This window comes from Hoylesella loescheii DSM 19665 = JCM 12249 = ATCC 15930 (genome assembly GCF_000378085.1).
Classification (GTDB): domain Bacteria; phylum Bacteroidota; class Bacteroidia; order Bacteroidales; family Bacteroidaceae; genus Prevotella; species Prevotella loescheii.
The window spans coordinates 1-21,185 of sequence record NZ_KB899226.1 but is presented as its reverse complement, the minus strand read 5'-3'; the positions used below and the strand labels follow the sequence as shown (position 1 = coordinate 21,185).

General features: G+C 44.0%; 19 protein-coding genes and 1 pseudogene. 16 read left to right on the top strand and 4 right to left on the bottom strand.

Annotated elements, in window-relative coordinates; translation table 11 throughout:
• Positions 1-2: 2 nt before the first annotated feature.
• Positions 3-1,748: an ABC transporter ATP-binding protein gene (locus F453_RS0112690; protein ID WP_018968351.1), complete on the bottom strand. Its 1,746-nt coding sequence runs from the start codon at positions 1,746-1,748 to the stop codon at positions 3-5.
• A gap of 199 nt (positions 1,749-1,947) precedes the next feature.
• Here F453_RS0112690 and F453_RS0112685 point away from each other — a divergent pair, with 199 nt between their 5' ends.
• The 4 genes from F453_RS0112685 to F453_RS15490 all read left to right on the top strand — a co-directional run bounded on the left by F453_RS0112685 (position 1,948) and on the right by F453_RS15490 (position 7,039).
• Complete coding sequence (locus tag F453_RS0112685; RefSeq protein WP_018968350.1) at positions 1,948-4,323, top strand: TonB-dependent receptor; 2,376 nt, start codon at positions 1,948-1,950, stop codon at positions 4,321-4,323.
• 18 nt (positions 4,324-4,341) lie between these two features.
• A complete protein-coding gene (locus F453_RS0112680) occupies positions 4,342-5,523 on the top strand; it encodes a DUF4374 domain-containing protein (protein ID WP_025790150.1) in 1,182 nt (393 codons plus the stop codon).
• Positions 5,524-5,648: 125 nt separating this feature from the next.
• The gene (locus F453_RS0112675) at positions 5,649-6,629 is read left to right on the top strand and encodes a helix-turn-helix domain-containing protein (protein ID WP_018968348.1); all 981 of its coding nucleotides are present in this window, start codon (positions 5,649-5,651) and stop codon (positions 6,627-6,629) included.
• A gap of 83 nt (positions 6,630-6,712) precedes the next feature.
• A complete protein-coding gene (locus F453_RS15490; RefSeq protein ID WP_026292577.1) occupies positions 6,713-7,039 on the top strand; it encodes an RteC domain-containing protein in 327 nt (108 codons plus the stop codon).
• 254 nt (positions 7,040-7,293) lie between these two features.
• Here the strand turns inward: F453_RS15490 and mobC are convergent, their stop codons facing one another.
• From mobC to F453_RS0112655, 3 genes are all read right to left on the bottom strand, one after another.
• The gene (mobC, locus tag F453_RS0112665) at positions 7,294-9,297 is read right to left on the bottom strand and encodes a conjugal transfer protein MobC (RefSeq protein WP_018968346.1); all 2,004 of its coding nucleotides are present in this window, start codon (positions 9,295-9,297) and stop codon (positions 7,294-7,296) included.
• 84 nt (positions 9,298-9,381) lie between these two features.
• Positions 9,382-10,662 carry a conjugal transfer protein MobB gene (mobB, locus tag F453_RS0112660; protein WP_018968345.1) on the bottom strand — a complete coding sequence of 427 codons (1,281 nt, stop codon included), beginning with the start codon at positions 10,660-10,662 and terminating at the stop codon, positions 9,382-9,384.
• On the bottom strand, positions 10,659-11,072 hold the full coding sequence (locus F453_RS0112655; RefSeq protein ID WP_018968344.1) for a plasmid mobilization protein: 414 nt from the start codon (positions 11,070-11,072) through the stop codon (positions 10,659-10,661). The genes mobB and F453_RS0112655 overlap by 4 nt, the downstream gene beginning before the upstream one ends.
• 591 nt (positions 11,073-11,663) lie before the next feature.
• On the opposite strand from F453_RS0112655, the gene F453_RS0112650 reads away from it, so the two are divergent.
• From F453_RS0112650 to F453_RS15485, 12 genes and pseudogenes are all read left to right on the top strand, one after another.
• Positions 11,664-12,467, top strand: coding sequence for a division plane positioning ATPase MipZ (locus tag F453_RS0112650; protein WP_018968343.1), 804 nt, complete (start codon positions 11,664-11,666; stop codon positions 12,465-12,467).
• A complete protein-coding gene (locus tag F453_RS0112645) occupies positions 12,454-12,981 on the top strand; it encodes a DUF3408 domain-containing protein (protein ID WP_018968342.1) in 528 nt (175 codons plus the stop codon). Before F453_RS0112650 ends, F453_RS0112645 begins: the two co-directional genes overlap by 14 nt.
• Positions 12,978-13,748 carry a hypothetical protein gene (locus F453_RS0112640; RefSeq protein WP_018968341.1) on the top strand — a complete coding sequence of 257 codons (771 nt, stop codon included), beginning with the start codon at positions 12,978-12,980 and terminating at the stop codon, positions 13,746-13,748. The genes F453_RS0112645 and F453_RS0112640 overlap by 4 nt, the downstream gene beginning before the upstream one ends.
• A 133-nt stretch (positions 13,749-13,881) precedes the next feature.
• Entirely contained in the window at positions 13,882-14,181 is a 300-nt protein-coding gene (locus tag F453_RS0112635; protein ID WP_018968340.1) for a DUF4134 domain-containing protein, read from the top strand.
• A 4-nt stretch (positions 14,182-14,185) separates the two neighbouring features.
• Entirely contained in the window at positions 14,186-14,521 is a 336-nt protein-coding gene (locus tag F453_RS0112630; RefSeq protein ID WP_018968339.1) for a DUF4133 domain-containing protein, read from the top strand.
• A complete protein-coding gene (locus F453_RS0112625; protein ID WP_018968338.1) occupies positions 14,518-17,031 on the top strand; it encodes a TraG family conjugative transposon ATPase in 2,514 nt (837 codons plus the stop codon). Before F453_RS0112630 ends, F453_RS0112625 begins: the two co-directional genes overlap by 4 nt.
• Positions 17,032-17,058: 27 nt before the next feature.
• The gene (locus tag F453_RS0112620) at positions 17,059-17,688 is read left to right on the top strand and encodes a DUF4141 domain-containing protein (RefSeq protein WP_018968337.1); all 630 of its coding nucleotides are present in this window, start codon (positions 17,059-17,061) and stop codon (positions 17,686-17,688) included.
• A gap of 53 nt (positions 17,689-17,741) precedes the next feature.
• The gene (traJ, locus tag F453_RS0112615) at positions 17,742-18,779 is read left to right on the top strand and encodes a conjugative transposon protein TraJ (RefSeq protein ID WP_018968336.1); all 1,038 of its coding nucleotides are present in this window, start codon (positions 17,742-17,744) and stop codon (positions 18,777-18,779) included.
• A 45-nt stretch (positions 18,780-18,824) separates the two neighbouring features.
• Complete coding sequence (gene traK, locus F453_RS0112610) at positions 18,825-19,448, top strand: conjugative transposon protein TraK (protein WP_018968335.1); 624 nt, start codon at positions 18,825-18,827, stop codon at positions 19,446-19,448.
• A gap of 4 nt (positions 19,449-19,452) precedes the next feature.
• Positions 19,453-19,755, top strand: coding sequence for a hypothetical protein (locus F453_RS0112605; protein WP_025790148.1), 303 nt, complete (start codon positions 19,453-19,455; stop codon positions 19,753-19,755).
• Positions 19,748-21,016, top strand: coding sequence for a conjugative transposon protein TraM (gene traM, locus F453_RS0112600; RefSeq protein ID WP_018968334.1), 1,269 nt, complete (start codon positions 19,748-19,750; stop codon positions 21,014-21,016). Before F453_RS0112605 ends, traM begins: the two co-directional genes overlap by 8 nt.
• Positions 21,017-21,065: 49 nt before the next feature.
• A pseudogene (locus tag F453_RS15485) lies at positions 21,066-21,185 on the top strand (conjugative transposon protein TraN); the annotation flags it as partial.

Here is a 21,185-nt window from a genome sequence, read left to right as displayed (position 1 = left end):
TCTTATTGCTCCTCTTCTTTTAATTGCCATTTACTTACTTGTTCTTGCGTTTCCGTCATATTGCGGTATAGAGAACAGTCTTTCATCAGTTCACGGTGTGTTCCCTTCGACACGACCTGCCCTTTGTCCATTACAACAATACGCTCCATATCCTGAATAGTATTGAGACGGTGAGCAATGGTAATGACAGTCTTGTTGCGCTGCAATTCATCAAGAGCTTCTTGGATTAGTTTCTCATTCTCTCCGTCCAATGCAGCAGTGGCTTCATCAAGAATAACTATTGGAGAGTCTTTGAGCAACATTCGAGCAATGGAAATACGCTGTTTTTCTCCGCCAGAGAATTTTATGCCGGCTTCGCCTGCCAGCGTATCATAACCATTCGGCAAGCCCATGATAAAATCATGAATACGAGCACGCTCTGCTGCCATTTCCACTTCCTTTTGTGTGGCGGTAGGTCTTCCAATACGGATATTGTCCCGAATAGTTGTGTTAAAGAGAAAAACCTCCTGCTGTACCATCGAAAAATAATCAGCGATATTACGTTCGGAGAATTCCATAATATTCTCTCCTCCTAGTCGGATAGTACCTGTTTGAGGTTGCCAGAACTCCATCATCAGACTTGCCAACGTGGTTTTTCCCGATCCGGATTCGCCGACGATAGCTGTATGACTTCCTTTCGGAAATTGAAGACATACATCTTTCAGCGCATTGTCTTCCTCGTTTGGATAGGAAAATGTAACATGCTCGAAACAAACATCCGTTTGTGTCGTATCCGTTTTCTTGTCAGCAGTTTCCTTTGTCTGTACCTCTGTAATGGACTGTACTTTTGCCAACGACTGAGCATAGATGATTCGGAAATGTTGGAATGTTGCCAACTTAGCAAAAGAGGACGAGAACAATCCACCCAATATCAGGGCAAGAATAAAACGGGCTACAGTTAATTCGCCCGAACTCATCATCCATAGTCCAATAAGGGTCATTACCACGATACCACCTTCCAAGAACATCGTTATCAATGTCATGGGAACGGTAACGCTAAACATGCTCCGCTTTACCCAACAGATGTAGTCGCGCATACCACCAAGTACCCGTTCCGTTCTGTTTTCCTCGTTACTGAAGGCTTTGATTACCGATATGGTAGCCACATATTCCAAAAGGTCTTCCGACATTTTTTGCGTACTTTCCATAAAGTGTTGAAAGCTCTTTCCCCAAAGTGTTTTGACAGCCATTTGCAGAAGAAATGCCACAGGTAAAAGAGAAATGAGCGACAGCCCCAAACGCCAGTCTAACACCATAATGATTACCCAGAGTAAGGCTGGAAAAAGCGTAGCCGAAAGGATTTCGGGTAATCCATGTGCTAAATAAATTTCAATTTGTTCCACATCGTGGTTAATAATATTCACCAAGTCGCCAACTTTCCGTTCTTGAAAGAAACCGAGCGGCAAGCGTTGCAGATGACTTATGATACGCAACCTCAATCGTGTAAGGGCATTGTAAGCCGACTGGTGTGCACGCCAAATCGAGGTTCCATAGAATACGCCTCTAAGCATTGCCAACAGTATCATTATTCCTCCAATACCCCAAACTATTATGGGAGAGAGTGTACTATTCATCAACTTGTCAACCGCCCACACTACAAGCAGTATAGGGAGTGTGCCTAAAATAAGGTGCAATATAACCACAACATTGGAGAGCAGGCTACGGCTCTCCCGTTCCTCATCAAGGGGTCTGACTTTTTGTTTATCCATATATGTGTCGTTTTGATTTTTTCTGTTGCAAAAGTACGGCAACAAACAGGGATAAAATAACCCCGATAAGCATTACACTGCCCCAAAACAACAATTTGCTCGCATATAAACACAACAGGGGTATAAGCGTGTATAATAGGGTTATTTATTTGCTCGGAAGGTAAGTACCTTTGCACAGAATCTCACAAACAAATATGATATGTCAATCAGCTCAATAGTCCATTTATACAAAAGAATGCTTATTGTCGGCTTTCTTTCGTTGTGGTCTTTTCCTATGTTTGCACAACTGCAACCAACAGAAATAAAAGTTATTGATTCAGAAAATGGGAACAGTATAGAATTTGCCGCCGTACAATGGAAAGGTTTGAATGCTCCAACGTACACGAATGGTACGACTACAAACAGGAAAGGTATTGCAAAATTAAATGCATCAAGTAATCAAAAACTTATGCTTATGGTAAGTTATGTCGGTTATCAGACCATTACCGATACGATTACTGCAAATGGGATGCGTTATACCATAAGACTACTCCCGGAATCAACAGAGCTGGCAGATGTAGTCGTAGTAGGAAAAACAAGAGCACAAATACTCAGAGAGTCACCTGAAGCAGTTTCTGTAATAAATGCAAAAGAACTTCAAGGCAGATCTATTTCGTTAGAAACCGTTTTGAATAAAACCATAGGTTTGAAAGTTGGGCAGACTGGCGGTTTGGGAAGCAGTTCGAGAATTATTGTTCATGGATTGGAAGGAAACCGCATTCAAATCTTATGGGACGGAATACCAATGAGTACTTCTGACGGGGCTTTTTCTCTTGATGAAATTCCGATAGACATTATAGAAAGAATAGAAGTCTATAAGAGTATCATACCCGCCCGTTTCGGATGTGATGGATTGGGGGGAGCCGTCAATATCGTTACTAAAGAGTTTAGTACGGATTATTTAGATGCCTCGTATGAATTCGGATCTTACCAAACACACAAAGGAAGTGTCTTCTCTCGCAAGAATTTTCCAAAGAGTGGCATTCTACTCGGTGCGGGAGGTTATTATACATCTGCAAAGAATGACTACTCTTTCAGAGTTCCCGAGAGAGAAAATCTGTTAGTAAGACGTGACCACGACCGTTTTCGTTCGTATATGTTGAAGGGAAAAATTGCTTTCACGAAACTTTGGCTCGATGAGATTAGTACCGAGTTCGGGTATTACAATCGTTTCAATGAAATCCAAGGTATCTTAAAAAACATACAACATGCCGAAAACAAATCAAGAATGTTTATGTTGGAAAACAAATTGATAAAAAGCGGAATGCTGAACGACCGCCTTAACTTTGAGTCCCATTTCTCCCTTTCACATACAACAAACAATTTTGTGGATACGGCACGAGTTAATCACGATTTCGAAGGAAACATATATCCGAGTCCGAATGGACAGGGAGAAACAGGGGATGTTCCTCACAACTCGAATGACAAAGGATTGGAAATCAATGAACGTATCAATTTTGATTACAAGTTGTCCGCCAATCACAGTTTGAATCTGAACACACTTATTAACTACGCCAGAAGACAACCGAGCGACAACATTGCAAGTCAGCATGCAGGTTTTGTTATCGGAGGATTTCCCAGTAAAAAGACCAGTTTCATTTCGGGGTTGACTTGGGAGTCAAAACTCTTTGATAAGAAACTGACGAATATGCTCTCCGCAAAGTATTTCCACCTCCATTCCGAGATAGAAGATTTGACTTCATACGAGATGATTGAGGCTCCGAAGAAAAAGAACAATACGACCTCACAAATAGGCTGGATAGAGGCTATAAAATACGAGCCCTTCAGAGGTTTTCACTTGAAAGCATCTTACCAGCGGGCAATACGCCTTCCCAATTCACAAGAACTATTCGGTGATGGTATCATCACCTTTCCTGCAGCCGGATTGAGACCAGAGAAAAGCCACAACTTCAATCTGGGGTTCTTAATAGACAAAAATGATGTCCTCGGCTTATCGCGATTGCAATTTGAAGTGAACAGCTTTTATATGCAGGTAAGCGATATGATAAAACTGATGAAACAACACATGGCAGCCGGATATGTAAACGCAGAAAAGGTACATATTAAAGGTATAGAAACCGAAATAAAATTGGACATATCACCAACGGTCTATGCCTACGGAAATCTAACTTATCAGGATGTGCGTGATGTCTTGAACTATTTACCCGGTACCCAAGCCCCCAATCCGACAAAAGGATTGCGACTACCGAACATTCCCTATTTGTTCGCCAACTTCGGGGCGGAGTATCACAGCAACCGATTATTCAAGAATTGGTATGTCAAGGCTTTCTGGGACGGCAAATTTACTGAGGAGTTCTTCTACTTCTGGGAACTTACCGAATTACAGAAACGACGTATTCCCCGCAGTTTCGTCAATGACATAGGGCTATTGTTGACCTACAAAAGCAAATATTCCGTAGCCTTGGAATGCCATAATATAATGAACAAAGAAGTTTGGGACCAATTCCGCCAACCATTGGCAGGACGGACACTTCACCTCAAATTCAGATATGTCTTCTCAAAAGGAATTTTCTAATTTAATAAATATAAAAAGATGAATACAACAATTTTCAATCGTATAGCTTTTTCTGCTATGCTGGTCGGCTTCATAGGGCTGACATCTTGTAACAAAAATGATGAACCTACGCCTACTCCTCAAGAGGTGCAGCAACATTTCACCTTTGTGCATTATGTGGACAAAAGTGCTTATGTAGGGACATTCAGTGATTTGACTCCTCAAGCGACCGACAATAAGAAAGCATTTGAATTCGGGTTCGGTTGCTACCTCTTTGCTAAGGGTAATACAGTGCTTGTACCCGAAGGGAAATTCGGGGATAAGATACATAAGTTTACAAGAGGTGCCCATGGAGAACTGATAAAAGCAGGTACTATGACATTTGAACAGATGGCTCAACCCGGAGAAATTAACTTCGTTGATGAACAGCGGGCATACGTTGCTTTGCATGGACGTGGAAAAATTGCGTTAATCAATACTTCAACATTGCAAAAGGAAGATGAAATTGACCTCTCATCTTATGCGGTTCAAGACAACAATCCTGATCCCGGCTGTAATGTCATCCGTGATGGAAAGATGTATGTTGCCCTCAATCAGCTCAATTCGCCTCATACCTCCGTACCGGGTACTGGAGCAGAGGTAGCTATCATTGACCTCAAGACGAAAAAGACTGAAGTTATCAAAGATAACCGCACAAGTGTTGTAGGATTGTTCCGCCATTCTGACGCATTCATAGACGAGCGAGGTGACATCTACTTTTACAGTGCGGGCAACAACTTCAATGTTGCCGATAAGGAAGGTTTCCTGCGTATCCGCAAAGGAAGCGACAAATGGGATAGCGATTATCTGTTCAACCTATCGAAGACAACCATAAAAGGAATAGGCAAAACAGGGCAGTATATGATTAAGTCTTTCTATGCAGGTAATGGTATTGTGTATAGTTGCGTGAAAGTAACGGATACAGAATTTGGAATACTCAAGAAAGACTTCCAACCTGTGAAAATCGACATTTGGAACAAAACCATCGAAAAACTTGATTTGCCAATGACCGACAGCAATGGCTCTTTTGCTATAACTCGCTACAAGGACTTCATCGTCTTTGGAATGATATGTAACAATGGTACGGGGTATTACACCTACAATACCAAGACTGGCGAATGCTCGCAAAAACCAATTGTTGCTGCCATAGGAGTTCCTTCAAGTTTAGTCGCATTTGAGTAAACTCTCATTAAAAACATTTCTCATGGAGCTATTGATTCTTTTTTGAGAGTAATACGGATAAAAACTTGCGATAAATCAAGTTTTTATCCGTATTTGTTTGTAACTTTGCAAAAAGACATGATAAAATGACCATAGAATTTTGTGCAATCAATAAGCCTGAAGATTGGATGGAGATGGTTGCCGAACAATTTGGCACATCAGTAATAAACGATGGATTTACCATTCCTTCTTCTATTGGTAGTGGATTCTTCAAACAATATTATCCTCTGCCATGGCTAACATTGACTTATATCAGTTTCGTAGCATACGAGCCGATAACTATGATACGTCGCTCGGTGGAAAACTCGAAATGGATTCCTGTCATGTTCTATATCAATGAGCATAAACACGAGCAGATAATTGGAACAAGGACAAAAACGGTCGGAGTGGACACGCTCGATGGCATTTTCATGCCTTCAAGTAGCATCCCGACTGAGTGGAGTTTTCCTCCAAAGAAACGATACGAAAATATTACACTGACTTTCAATAAGGATTGGATTGAAAAGATTGATGCAGCACATGAAACCTATATCGGTCGGCTTCTCCAATCGGACAAGTCTTTTTATTTGTTTGAGACCATTACACCTGCAATGCAACAGGTCTTGGATAACATTAAGTCTATAACTGAAATCGACAATCCTTTTTCAACGCTTCATTTGCATGGAAAAACTATGGAATTACTGACAATGTTCCTTGAAAAGCTCGAAAAACGTTCGGAAGTAAAATCTCTTGCCAACCTAAACTTGAATGATGTTGAATCAATATTCCGTGTTCGTCGCCAGATTCTTCAAAGTCTCAGTAATGTACCGAGTATTCCCGAATTGGCGCGTGAAGCCAATATGAGCAGTTCCAAATTACAAAAGTGCTTCAAGCAGGTTATTGGAAAAGCCATCGCAGAATATGCCCTATCCGAAAAGATGGAATGGGCAAAACGACTGCTTTCCACTCGCCTCTACTCGGTGTCAGAAGTAGGCTATAAAGTTGGATATACTAACCTCAGTCATTTCACAGAGGCTTTCTGCAAATATCACAGGATGAAACCTAAGCAATATCTTGATTCATTATAAGTTTTACACAAATATTACTTGCATTTTGAGGGTTATTTTGCCCTAAACAATCTTTCGAACTTAGCCTGCAAAAACATCAGGCAATGAAAATAACGACATTTAAGTTTCATTTTTTTGCCAGAGTAACAATTTTATCATTGTCTTCTGGTATTTCTGTTTATTATTTAGTCGAACTCTTGTATGCTCTCGACACCTGCAATTGTATCAGTAATGGAGAAATTGGTATGGAGGAATTGGCACACACACTCTCTGAAATCTTCGGAGTGGAGATAAAGAACTGCTACAACGTATATATGAATATAAAGCATCGCAAAGATGACAGTCGCACTTATTTTTTTGACGAACTCCGTGAAAAAATCAATAAGCGGATGGTGGGGAGCGACCTGAAAGGCGGCAAGTTCAAGAAGTAGTAAATCAAAAGGGAGATATTCCGACTCTGGAATATCTCCCTTCATTCATTCTTTGATAAGCACTTCCAACTTTTTGGCTATATCCTCTGAGGTTGGAAGCACTTGTTTCCGTATTTAATGCATTATGAGAAAATAGGCTATAATATTAATATACTCAATTTTGAACGAAATCGTTGTGAGATTTACAGAGATCATACCTTTGATTCTTATTGGGAATAATCAAATCCATAATTAATGATGTATAGATGAAAGGATTACATTTTGATTAAATGAGCAAGCTTCGGATCATTCTTAATACGCATAATCTCTAAATCAACTAACGAGAGAATTTCTTCCTTGATTTTGCGATAGTTAGCTTCGATGGTCTCTTTGAGATTATCGGAGCCATCTTTATTTGTAAAGTCTACTATCACAGGTATGGGCTGATAGGCTTTCATCTCAGCAGAAACCTTTGCACTATCAACTACTATCTCTGCATGGAAAATCTTTTGGTCGATGCGTTCGTCGAAATTATCGGAAACAGCACCCACAAACATTCCTTGTGTGAGGTTAGAAATCTTGCTAGCAGGGATTAGACTATCCATCTGTGTGGAGATAGAGGTGGACTTGTCATTGCGGTTGATGGTCATGGATTGGCGTTGCTGGAGCACCTTTCCAAACCGCTCAGAAAGTGTCTTGGCTGTTTCTCCTACCACTTGTCCAGAGAATACGTTACCTACAGTGTTCTGTATTACCTTACTCTCCTTGTCTCCATAATCACGGGTAAGTTGTGAGAAGTCCTGAAAGCCCAAACATACGGCAACTTTATTGCTTCGTGCAGTAGCTATGAGGTTGTCAAGCCCACGAAAGTAGATTGTCGGCAACTCGTCGATAATCACTGAGGATTTGAGTTGCTTCTTCTTGTTGATGAGCTTCACAATACGACTGTTATACAAACCAAGTGCAGCCGAATAAATATTCTGTCGATCAGGATTGTTACCCACAACAAGGACTTTCGGCTCATTAGGGTTATTGATGTCAAGTGAGAAATCATCGCCTGTCATCACCCAATAAAGAGCAGGTGAAATCATGCGTGATAGCGGTATCTTGGCACTGGCAATCTGTCCCTGTAACTGGTCCTGAGCTCCACCCTCCCATGCGTCCATAAAAGGAGAAAGGTAGTTGGCAAGTTCATCGTAGGAAGTGAGTATAGGAAATATCTGTGCGTAGGGACGGTTGAGAAATTCGACGGCATGAGGGAAGGTGCAATACTTTCCGTTCTCATAGATTTTCAGAAACCATATAATAGCTGCCAATAGGATAATCGGCGACTCCACAAAGAAATCTCCCTGCTTCTGTATCCACGAGCGGTTCAAGTTGAGCATGATGGTGTAGGCACTTTCGTAAGCGTCCGATATATCCGTCATAAAGGCAGGATTGATGGGATTGCACCGATGCGATTTCCTCGGATCGTCAAAGTTGATTACATAGAACTGTGGCTTCATCTTGTAGGCATCCAAGTGATTAAGTAAGTGATTGTAAGCAATCTCTGAAAGGTCGGGAAATTTATAGTCGTAGATATACATGGCAAAGCCTTTCTCTATCTGCTGCTTGATGTAGTTGTTCACGATAGCGTAGGACTTACCAGAACCCGGTGTACCGAGCACCATTGAGGCACGAAATGGATTGACTACGTTTATCCAACCATTGTTCCACTTCTTCTTATAGTAGAAGCGTGTAGGAAGATTGACAGAGTATTCATTTTCCATCAACCGCGTTTCCTGCATAAAACTCTCGTTCTCCGTATTAAACACATCGTCCATCAGGTTGTTCTTAAGCAAGCGGCTCATCCATACACCTCCCATCAGCAGACAGATATAGCCAACGGACAGCGTAAATATATAGAGGGAAGCTGCTCCGACTTTTCCAATGGGCAATACCAACAGCCACCAATTAAGAAAGAAGAATACAAAGCCAGAGAAAAGCACCGTCCAAATCTTTGGCCAAGTGATTTTCTCCTCTTTCACGCCCTTTGTTCCCAAACATGAGAGAGCAAGAAAAACCACGCAAAAGAGTTTTGTCCAGAGGATAGACGAAAATAATCCCGTCGTTCGCTGGAAATTTATCAGAATCTTATCCACAATACCGAGCGTAAAGCCCCATGTATGGAACGCTTCGTAGCAGAACCAATAACAGTTGATAAGGAGAAATATCACTGATATACCCCGCATAAAGTCCATGACCTTACCCAATGCTCTTAAATCATCTTCTTGTGCCATAATTATATTGTTTTTATATTTGTTGTATTATCGTTATTTGAATTGCATTTGAATGTTATTCAAACATAGTTTGAAATATCTTACCTATCTTTTCCACCGCCTGAGATTGACTTTGTTTTGCCTGCGGAGTTTACGTTGCCATGCAGTTTCCTTCCAATCATCGTTGCCCGTGGGTAGGAACAAACCATCTGCCATATCCTCAAAGAGTTCATCAATAAGGTTATCGTTTTCCTCCGTATTTTGCTGCGAGGGTTGAACGGTTGCCGATTGTTCCAAACGGGCAGACAGATTGCCATACAGCGTTTCATCTAAGAATGGATTACGTGTTGGATTGGAGAAATAGCCATTGAATACGTTAGCGGCATATCCCTTACCCAATCGGGAGCCATTGAGTGCAACACCCTGCTCATCGTCAATAAAGGTAATGCCATAGATACGACCGCTTTCGTTCTTTCGGATTACCACACGCAAGCCTTGTTCCTCCAATCTTTGCCGAAGTTCTTTCTCCGTATTGGGAGAGGTACGCATAGTTTGTAACACTTTGTTCCTGACGGTTGGTATCAGTGGTTTGACGTTTTGTTTCGATTTCTGCATCCTGTTCTGTACGGCAGTATAGCCCACACCACGACCGATGTCTGAGGCGTGGATGGGGGTGCCTGCCTTGTTGCCCTTTTCATCAGTTGGAACATAAACCAGTCCGTCATACTTCTTTCCCCGAAACTCTGTCTTCACTTCTTCTACTGCAAGATGGTATCGGGAAAGAATGGCATTCAGCTCTCCTAATGAGCAGAACTTATAATGTTTCAGCACCATGCGAAGGGTACTTGCCACTTGCTCCTTGATATTTCCTCTGGTGGTATCAATTTTGGGCGTTTCTTTCATCGCCTTGTCAGTAACTTTTGAACTTGGAATGAGACCAAATTTCCTCTCCAAGGCATCGGTAATCTGCTTGCTCCTTCGCTTTTCAAATCTGTCGTTAATCTTCTGCCCACTACTGTCCACCCGAAGCGATACGATGTGGATATGCTCACGGGCGATGTCGTTGTGCTTGAACACAATATAGGGCTGCATGCCATAGCCGAGTGCCTTCATATATTCTTTGGCAATCTGCGTAAGCGTTTCATTGGAGAGTTTCTCATCTGGATGCGGATTGAGAGAGCAATGAAATACCATCTTTTTTGTTCGACATTTCTCTGGAATAACTGCTTGCATATCGGCAAATACTTCAGCCATCGTATAAGTTCCCTCTTTGTTTTGAAACAAGCCTTGGGCAAGGAGAATGCTTGCTTCCCCTTTCTCCACCTTTTTGAAGTTGTAGCCGATAGCCCCTCCAAGGTTTTCCGTTGCAGAAATCTTCGCTATCATTTTTTGCGGTAATCTATGGTAAGACTGATAGCCTGCTCCTGCAAGACAATGATTTGAGCAGACAATTTCTCCAACCTTTCAAGTAGGATTTGTGCCGTCTTCACGCTGTGATAACTGTTGATGGCACGCACGGTTTGGTTATACAGCACGCCAATCTTATGGATTTGTGCCGTCAATTCTGAGAGCTTCCGGTAATATTCCACTGCGGATTTATCCACCGTAATCACCTTGAAACTCTCTCCAAGAATGCGAGCGCGTACGAAATCCGACTTTGTTTTTGCCCCCGAACGCTGAAACAAATCTATCGCTCGTTGCTGGTCTTTGGGGTTGGGCAACCGTACATGCCAGTTGTCCCAACGTGGCTTTTCTGCCGTCTTTTGTTCTGAACCGTGTTCCGTTTCCTTTTTCATATTCGTTTTGGCTTCTAATTACGACTTTGGAGTAATTTACTCCCCCCTTCGGGGCAAGGGTCTTTGTGGTACAAACGGCTGTTTGTGTTACAAAGACACACCTTGCCAATATTAAGAGTTGATACGATTGAAGTATCCACCCTTTTGGGGTGTCTGCTTCGGGACGTTACCTCCATGTATTATTCTCGCCTGCAAAGTTACGGCAGATTTTCAAATATCTCATTATCAGCGACATTCACTCTTTTTCCTCGTATTTCCCTGCACTTCCTCGCTGTAATAGAATCAGCAGAAATATCATTTATTTTGCAGTCAGAACGAGCGAACAATGGTATGATAACACAAGCAAAAGATATATCATATTACCGCCTGCTTGCACCAAAGATGACAAGAAGGAACAATACATATTCATAACAATTTATTGTCATGACAAACTATTGTCAATACAACAAATTGTAAGAACTTGAAATCGTCCTTTTGGACTATCGCCCGAACCATACGCAGTCAGAGCAAACTGTCTGCTGATGACTCTTAATAATGAGAGAATATCCAAACATCAAATAGACAAATAATATGAACTAAGAAATTATCATTATGGAGAACAAAGAACAACGCCCCCTTTTTCTGGGCTTCTCTTCCCAAAAGGGAGGAGTGGGAAAAAGTACTCTTGCCGAAATCGTAAGCAGCATATTGTACTACGAGCAAGGCATCAACCTCTTCGTGATGGACTGCGACCTGTCGCAAGACTCTTTCTACAAACTGAGGGAACGTGAGAAAAGTATCGTTCAGGAGAGCGAAGAGCTTTCCAAATCCATGCAGGAGTACTTTCATCACCTCGGCAAAAAAGCATACAGAATTTACAAGTCTGCACCCAGGGAAGCCGTCAGGACTGCACGAAGTAAAATCGACGGTATCAGCAACGAGAAGTACCAGTTGGTTATATTTGATTTCCCGGGACATGCCGGAACAACCGAACTGATGGAACTGTCCCTTCAGATGGACTATATCCTTTCTCCGATTGAAGCCGACATTCAGTCGCTGGTTTCATGTCTGGCATACGCCAAGACTATCACGGAGATTGGAGTTTCGATGTCCGACTCCCGGATAAAGGACATTATCCTGTTCTGGAACAAGGTGGACAGAAGAGTAAGGAACATCATCATCGATGAATATACAAAGCTCATCCATGAATACGAACTCACGCTCCTGCCCGGCTATGTATATGCCACGCACCGCTTCTCTCACGAACTTTCCACATACGGACTGCGCGGAGTGTTCCGCTCTACCTATCAGCCCCCTGCAAGGGGATTACGAATGGGTACAGGGCTGGACGAACTCGTCAATGAGATAATTCAACGTCTCAAACTAAAAACGAAAACAGAAAATGGCAACGATTGAGGAAAGAAAGCAACAGCTGGAAAACAAGCTGAAGAAAATGGCAGAGGACAATGTCGTGGTGAAACCTGTCACGATACCCAACTCCTTCGACCCTTCCGAGGATACTGAGTCCTCCCCTGCAACATCAAGGGAGGAAGACAATAATTTAGAAGAGACGAAAGAAACGAAAACAGCAAAAGAAAAACCGGTAGATGAAATAGAAAGAGAGGAAACGGGGAACATGGAACAGAAACGGGAAAGGAAGCCGAGAATGGAAAAGCCCGGCGTGTCCTCCATTTCCATAGAGGACTACCGTTCCCTGTACTTTCATCCCGTCCGCTCCCAAATGCGGACAGCCTTCTCCATTAATCTGGAAACGCTGCAGAACCTGCGCAACGTGTTGCAGGACTTGGGGGAGCGTGTTTCCATAGCCGCATATATAGACAACATTCTTAGGGAACACCTGCGTGAACATTTGGAATTGCTCAACAGTGCGGCAGCAAAACAAAGACGCAAGACAACAATAACACTATGATGGAAACAATACTTTTCAGTTTTATACTGATACTCATCATCATTTGGATAATGCTGGGTATCCTGTACTTCTATATGCGGTATGTATCTCCGTATGGCATCCTTATCAAGAAAAATAAAAAGGGCAATGAGCAGACTAAGGAGAATGAAGCGACGAAGGAAAAAGACGGACAAAAAGGAGAAGGAAAAGAAGATCAAGCCGAGTTTGTACTGATTGGCAAAAGCCGTTCCATTTCCCCTATTATCCCACAAGTTCCCTCTGCTTCTTCATCTGAAAATTCAGAGCAGAATAGTAATAATTTTGCACCTCAGAACTCCGAAAAGAAAGAGGACATGAAGGAAGAGGACAACGAGATGGACGTTGATTTCGAGATGGAGCGAGTTGATGAGAATGAGGTCGCCCGTGAGGAATTAATTCTGCCCATTGAGTCCACATCGGACGAAACCGAGATGTCAGGGCAGTCCGTCCTCGCACGTGACTTAGTCCGCCTGCAAAAATGGGCAAAGAACTGTGAGGAGGCTGATGAGAAAGAAGTCAAAGAGACCATTCGGCAGCTTCAAGACTCAGATTTATTGGATAAGTACAAGGAGAACATCGCCAAGATGCAGGGTGAGCAAACTTCGCTATTGGAGAAAATCCGTAAAGCGGAAGAACAAAGCGAGCAACAAGCAATGTTGTTTTCTCAAAACTCAATACCGGCAGATTCAAGCGCTTCTGACACTTCATCCGATAATGACGACGACAAGCCTCTTTCATATTATCTGTAAACAATCAACGATGGAAGCGGGAAAAGAAAACGGCTCATTAACAGCTGCAAGGTTTCCACATGAAAATGTGCCTCTCTTTCCCCTTCCTTTTAAGAACAAGCAATTTTATCATACTTAAAATTATAACATACAAATGAACAAAAAAATTACACTGATGATGCTCCTGCTGATGACTGCCGCCATAGGAGCATACGCACAAGGCAATGGTATTGCCGGAATCAACGAAGCTACAAAAATGGTAACCTCCTACTTCGATCCCGGCACGAAACTCATTTATGCCGTAGGGGCGGTAGTGGGGTTGATTGGAGGCATTAAAGTGTACAACAAGTTCTCAAGTGGTGACCCCGATACGAGCAAGACCGCAGCCTCTTGGTTCGGTGCGTGTATCTTCCTCATTGTGGCAGCCACTATCTTGAGAAGTTTCTTCTTGTAAGGCGATGGCTGCATTTGAAATCAACAAAGGTGTAGGCCGGACGGTGGAGTTCAAGGGCTTGAAGGCACAGTACCTCTTCCTCTTTGCAGGAGGACTGCTGGCAGTCTTTATTCTCGTTGTCGTGCTCTATCTCTGCGGCATCAGTCAGATAATCTGTCTTGTCATAGGTGTAGTGGGTGCCAGCCTTGTGGTATGGCAAACGTTCACCATGAATAGAAAGTACGGGCAATATGGGCTGATGAAAAAAGGAGCAGTGCGTATGCACCCACGCTACCTTGTAAACCGCCGTACGGTCTGCCACCTTATTCGTAACCTTCAACCAAAGATAGCGAAGAAATGAGAAATAAAAGCAAGATAACGACCTTGGAATCGAAGTTTCCACTGCTCTCCATAGAGCAGGGCTGTATGGTGAGCAAGGATGCAGACATCACGGTGGCTTTCCGTGTGGAATTGCCCGAACTCTTTACCGTCACTTCTACAGAATACGAAGCAATGCACTCTGCCTGGCACAAGGCTATAAAAGTGCTGCCCAATTACAGCATCGTACACAAGCAGGATTGGTTCATTAAGGAGGACTACCAAGGAAAACTTTCCAATGGTGGACTCAGCTTCCTTGCCCGTTCCTCTGAACGGCATTTCAATGAACGTCCGTATCTCCACCACTCAGTCTATCTCTTCCTTACCAAGACCAACAAGCAGCGTATGGCACAACAGAGCAATTTCTCTTCGCTCTGCCGTGGGCACCTGCTACCAAAGGAGATTACCAACAAGGATGAAGTCATGAAGTTCATGGAAGCCGTAGACCAGTTCGAGCGTATCATCAACGATACCGAGCAGATAAGGATTGTACGCATGACAGAAGTGGAATTGATAGGTACAAAGGAAAAAGGCGGTCTCTTGGACCGTTATTTCTCCCTCTCGGAAGAAGGACATGCGTCTTTGGAGGACATCCGTCTGGGCGCAGACCTTGTGCGTGTGGGCGACAATATGCTTTGTCTGCATACACTCAGTGATACGGACGACCTGCCTACAACGGTCAGCACGGACAGCCGATATGAGCGACTGTCAACAGACAGGAGTGACTGCCGTCTTTCCTTTGCCTCTCCCGTGGGTCTGATGTTGCCCTGCAACCATATCTATAACCAGTATCTCTTCATCGAAGACAGCGACGCCAACTTGGAACGTTTTGAGAAACAGGCAAGGAATATGCATTCGCTGGCACGCTACAGCCGTAGTAACCAAATCAACGAGGAATGGATACAGGAGTATCTCAATATCGCCCACTCACAGGGATTGACCTCTATCCGTGCTCATTTCAACGTACTGGCATGGAGCAGCGATAAGGAAGAACTTCGCCAGATCAAGAATGACGTGGGTTCAGCACTTGCTCTTATGGAATGCCACCCTCGCCACAACACCATTGATGCGGCAACGCTCTACTGGGCGGGTATTCCCGGCAATGCGGCAGACTTTCCTGCAGAAGAGTCGTTTTATACTTTCATCGAGCCTGCCCTCTGCTTCTTTACGGCAGAGACGAACTACAAGGATTCACTCTCTCCCTTCGGTATCAAGATGGCAGACCGCCTTTCAGGAAAGCCCGTCCACTTAGATATATCGGATTTACCGATGAAAAAGGGAGTCATCACCAACCGTAACAAATTTATCTTGGGTCCTTCGGGTAGTGGTAAGTCTTTCTTTACCAACCACATGGTACGCCAGTATTACGAGCAAGGGGCGCACGTCCTTTTGGTTGATACAGGAAACTCATATCAAGGCTTGTGTGAACTTATCCACCGCAAGACCAAGGGTGAGGACGGCGTATATTTCACCTATACCAATGAAAGTCCTATATCTTTCAACCCTTTTTACACGGACGATTATTTCTTCGATGTAGAGAAAAGGGAGAGTATCTGTACGCTACTACTTACACTTTGGAAGAGTGCAGATGAGCATATCACTAAGACCGAGGCAGGTGAACTTGGTTCAGCCGTAAACTCCTATATCGAGCTGATATGTGCAGACCACAACGTTACACCCTGTTTTAATACTTTCTATGAGTATCTGCGGGACGTGTACCGAAAGGATATGGAAAAGCGTGACATCAAGGTAACACTCTCGGACTTCAATATCAACAACCTCTTAACTACATTGAAGCAATACTATCGTGGTGGTCGATATGATTTCCTGCTGAACTCGGACAAGAACATCGACCTACTCTCCAAACGCTTCATCGTCTTTGAAATTGACCAAGTGAAGGACAACAAAGACCTCTTTCCTGTGGTAACGATTATCATCATGGAAGCCTTCATCAACAAGATGCGCCGATTAAAGGGTATCCGCAAGATGATACTCATTGAGGAAGCATGGAAAGCCATTGCTTCGGCAAACATGGCAGATTACATCAAGTATCTTTATAAGACGGTGAGAAAGTATTTCGGAGAAGCCATTGTCGTAACGCAGGAGGTGGACGACATCATCCAGTCACCCATCGTCAAGGAGAGCATCATCAATAACTCTGACTGCAAGATACTGCTCGACCAGCGCAAGTACATGACCAAGTTCGATGGTATACAGGCGATGCTCGGTCTTTCGGAAAAGGAAAAGAGCCAGATACTCTCCATTAATCAAAACAATGACCCGAACCGACTCTACAAGGAAGTGTGGATAGGTCTGGGCGATATGCAGAGTGCTGTCTATGCCACGGAAGTGAGCATGGAGGAATACCTGACCTACACCACGGAGGAAACCGAGAAGGTGGAGGTGATGAACAGGGCAGCACAGCTTGGTGGGGATATCGAAACGGCTATCCGTCAGCTTGCCATAGAGAAAAGAAACAATAAAAAGAAATAAGTACAAACCATCAAAACTATAGTAACAATGAAAAAGTACATTTTCATGGCTCTCTTAGGATTGAGCCTTTCTGTTCCCAAAGCCCACGCACAGTGGGTAGTAACCGACCCTGGCAATTTTGCCGGCAATATCGTCAATTCAGTCAAGGAGATAGCAACAGCTTCGAAGACGGTGAAAAACACCCTTGACGGTTTTAAGGAAGTGGAAAAACTCTACAACGACACCAAGAAGTATTATGATGCCCTAAAGAAGGTGAATAACCTTATAGGAGATGCCTACAAGGTCAAGGAGTGCATCCTTATGGTGGGTGACATCTCGGAGATTTACGTCACCTCGTATAAGAAGATGCTTTCGGACAAGAACTTCCGCCCTTCAGAACTTGCTGCGATGGCTTCGGGATATGCCAAGCTCTTGGAACAGAGCGGTGAGAGTCTCAAGGAACTCAAGTCCATCGTTAAGAGTAATGTCTTCTCGATGAACGACCACGAACGAATGCAGGCCATCGACCGCATCTATACCACGCTGAGGGAAAACCGCTCACTTGTATCCTACTACACAAGGAAAAACATCTCCGTGAGCTATGTGCGTGCAAGGGAGAAGAACGATCTTGCCTCTGTTAAGGCACTCTATGGTAATACGGCAAGCAGGTATTGGTAAATCCACAGACAAAAAAGAACTTGAAAGAACTTTCATAAAAAACACTTTTGCTTATGGATTTTGCCAGTTTACACGAGCTGCTACGCTCAACCTATGACGAGATGATGCCACTCTGTGCCCAGATGACGGGCATTGCTAAGGGTATTGCGGGCTTGGGTGCACTCTTTTATATTGCTTTTCGGGTATGGGCTTCCATTGCCCGTGCCGAGGCGATAGACGTCTTTCCTTTGCTGCGCCCCTTTGTCTTGGGCTTTTGCATCATGTTCTTTCCGACAGTCGTACTGGGTACGATGAATGCCGTTCTCTCGCCCGTAGTGCAGGGAACGGAGATGATGGTACACCAACAGGAGGGGAACCTTGTCGAGCTTACTGCCAAGCGAGACAAGTTGCAAGAGGAAGCCTACCTTAGGAATCCTGAAACAGCCTACCTTGTTTCCAATGAGAAGTTCGATGAGAAGATAGAGGAAATGGGTATCATCGGACCTGAAGATGCCGTGACGATAGCGGGTATGTATGCCGAGCGTGCTGCCTATCAGACCAAGCAATGGATTATGAAGATGGTACACGACCTTTTAGAACTTCTGTTCCATGCTGCAGGGCTTATCATCGACACGCTGCGCACCTTCATACTCATCGTTCTTGCCATTCTCGGTCCGATAGTCTTCGGCATTGCCGTATGGGATGGTCTTGCAGGCTCACTTACGGCATGGTTCTCACGCTATATCTCTGTCTACCTGTGGCTGCCTGTCAGCTCTATTCTTACGGCACTGCTTACAAAAATACAGGTGCTGATGATAGAGAAGGATATTGAAGCACTCAGCGACCCTAACTACCTGCCTGATTCGGGGACGTGGTACTACATCGTCTTCTTCCTTATCGGTATTGTAGGCTACTTCTGTGTACCTACCGTGGCAGGCTGGATTATCGAAGCTGGAGGTGGTATCGGCTCATACGGTCGTAATGTTAACCAAACAGCACAGCATGGTGCGCAAGGCGCATATACCGGTGGCAAGGCTGCTATGGCTGGCGCAGGTGCTGCTGTGGGAAATGTCGGTGGACGTATCAAGGGTGCACTGCTCAAAGGAAAATAGAAATCGAACAACTATGCTTAATTAATCAACAGATATAAAAGAAAAATGGAATTCAAATCACTTGGTAATATCGAGACTTCATTCAAGCAGATAAGACTCTATGCCTTTGTCTTTGCCATCGTATGTGTGATAGTAAGCGGTTATGCCGTCTATGCCTCATATAGCTTCGCAAAGGAGCAGAGGGAGAAAATCTATGTGCTTGATCAGGGTAAGTCACTCATGCTTGCCCTCAGTCAGGATGCAAGCCGTAATCGTCCCGTAGAGGCAAGGGAGCATGTACGTCGCTTCCATGAGCTGTTCTTCACCATTGCACCAGACAAGGATGCTATTGAGAAGAACATGGAGCGTGCCTTCGTGCTGTGTGACAAGTCGGCCTTCAACTATTACAAAGACTTGGCAGAGAAGGGCTATTATAATCGTGCCATATCGGGTAATGTCAATCAGCGCATAGAGGTGGACTCTATCCACTGTAACTTTAATACTTACCCTTATGCGGTAACAACCTATGCACGGGAGTTTATCGTCCGTCAGAGTAACGTTACAGAGCGCAGTCTTGTTACGACCTGCACGTTGCAGAACTCTGTCCGTTCGGATAACAACCCACAAGGCTTCTTGATGGAGAACTTCCTCGTCAAGGAGAACAGGGACATACAGACTTATAAACGATAAGGCTATGGTAAGGAAAAGAAACTTTTTACTCTCACGTCACTATCTACGCTTTCACCTATGGCTCCGCCATCGGTGTGAAAGGCTCACGATAAGGCAGAGAAAGGAAATCGTCTATGGGCTGAGTTTCATCTATTTGCTCTGCTCGCTTTGGATGATAGCACAGTTTTTCCTTCCTCCAAAGAAGGAGAAACTACCCATCCCCACGGGAAAGCTGACGGACAGTCCGATACGCACGGACAGCACTTTACAAGAGTTACACGGTAATTTTTATCTACAACATCATCAAACAATCAAAGAAAATGGATAATAAACAGAAAGAACAAATGAAGAAAGGCTTGGTCTTCGGAGGATTAGGACTGCTGTTTGCCCTCTCGATGTGGTTTATCTTCGCCCCTTCGAGCAAGGATAAGACCGCATCGGAGCAGGGACTCAATGACAGCATCCCGCAGGCAACGACAGAAAAGCTCACCGAAAACAAGCTCAAAGCCTACGAATTGGGCGACAAGGCACACGAGGAGGAACAGACCCGTGAGGAGATGGGCAGACTATCGGACTATTTCGCACAGAACACAGCTCCATCAGAGGAGCAGCGTGCAGAGACAGCTGCTTCTACGGCAAAGATAGAAAACTCTATGCATCGTTATGAGGAGAATAATCGCCTCTTAAACTCCTTTTACGCTCCCGATCCACACGAGCAGGAGCGTGAAGCCTTGCGCTCGGAAATAGATAACCTTAAAAAGGAACTCTCTGCCAAAGACAGCAGGGAGGACAATGAAGAGAAACGGCAGCTTGCCTTGATGGAAAAGAGCTATCAGATGGCAGCGAAGTATCTTCCTAAAGCATCAACTCCACCTACTTTCAATAGTGGCTTGACGGCTGGAAAAGAGAAGACGGAAGACACAGCAGGTGGCTCTGAAGCCGCTAAGGGCAAGACCATGCAGAATGAAAAGCCTGCAATGGAAGTTCTGCCGGAGCGTAGGCAGATAGTTTCTTCACTTGATCAGCCTATGAGCGATGTGTACTTTATGGAGGAATACGGCAAGAAGGCTCGTAATATGGGCTTTCATTCGCTTGCAAGCACGTCTGTACCTACAATGCGCAATACGCTCAAAGTAGTAGTGGACAGGACTACAGTTCTTAAAGAGGGTGACAATGTGGTCCTTCGTCTGCTGGAAAGTGCCAAGGTAGAGGGGCTGCACATTCCACGGCAGAGCCGACTAATAGCAGTCGCCAAGATTGAAGGTAACCGTATGCACCTACTCATCAAAAGCATTGAGGTGGACGGTCATATCATAGCCGTCAAGCTCTCTGCATATGACACAGACGGACAGGAGGGCGTGTATATACCAGGTTCGGAGGACATCAATGCGCTTAAGGAAGTTGGTGCGAACATCGGTGGTTCAATGGGAACATCCTTTACCTTCGCTTCCTCTGCCAAAGACCAGATTATCTCAGAGGCTGCCCGTGGGGTGATGCAGGGCGCAAGTCAGCTGCTTCAAAAGAAGCTGCGCACCATCAAGGTAACGCTCAAAGGTGGCTACCGCCTTTTCTTGGTTCAGTCCAAATAAAACAATCGAAAATGATAAGTAAAAAATAACATCAAATAAAAAAGGAACAATGAAGAAAATTATTTTATCAATGGCTATGCTTGCCATGGTGGGAGCAACAGCCACAGCACAGGAAAACAATGATGATCTGACACCGAGCCGTCCGCTTACTTCGGGAGAACTTTTTCAA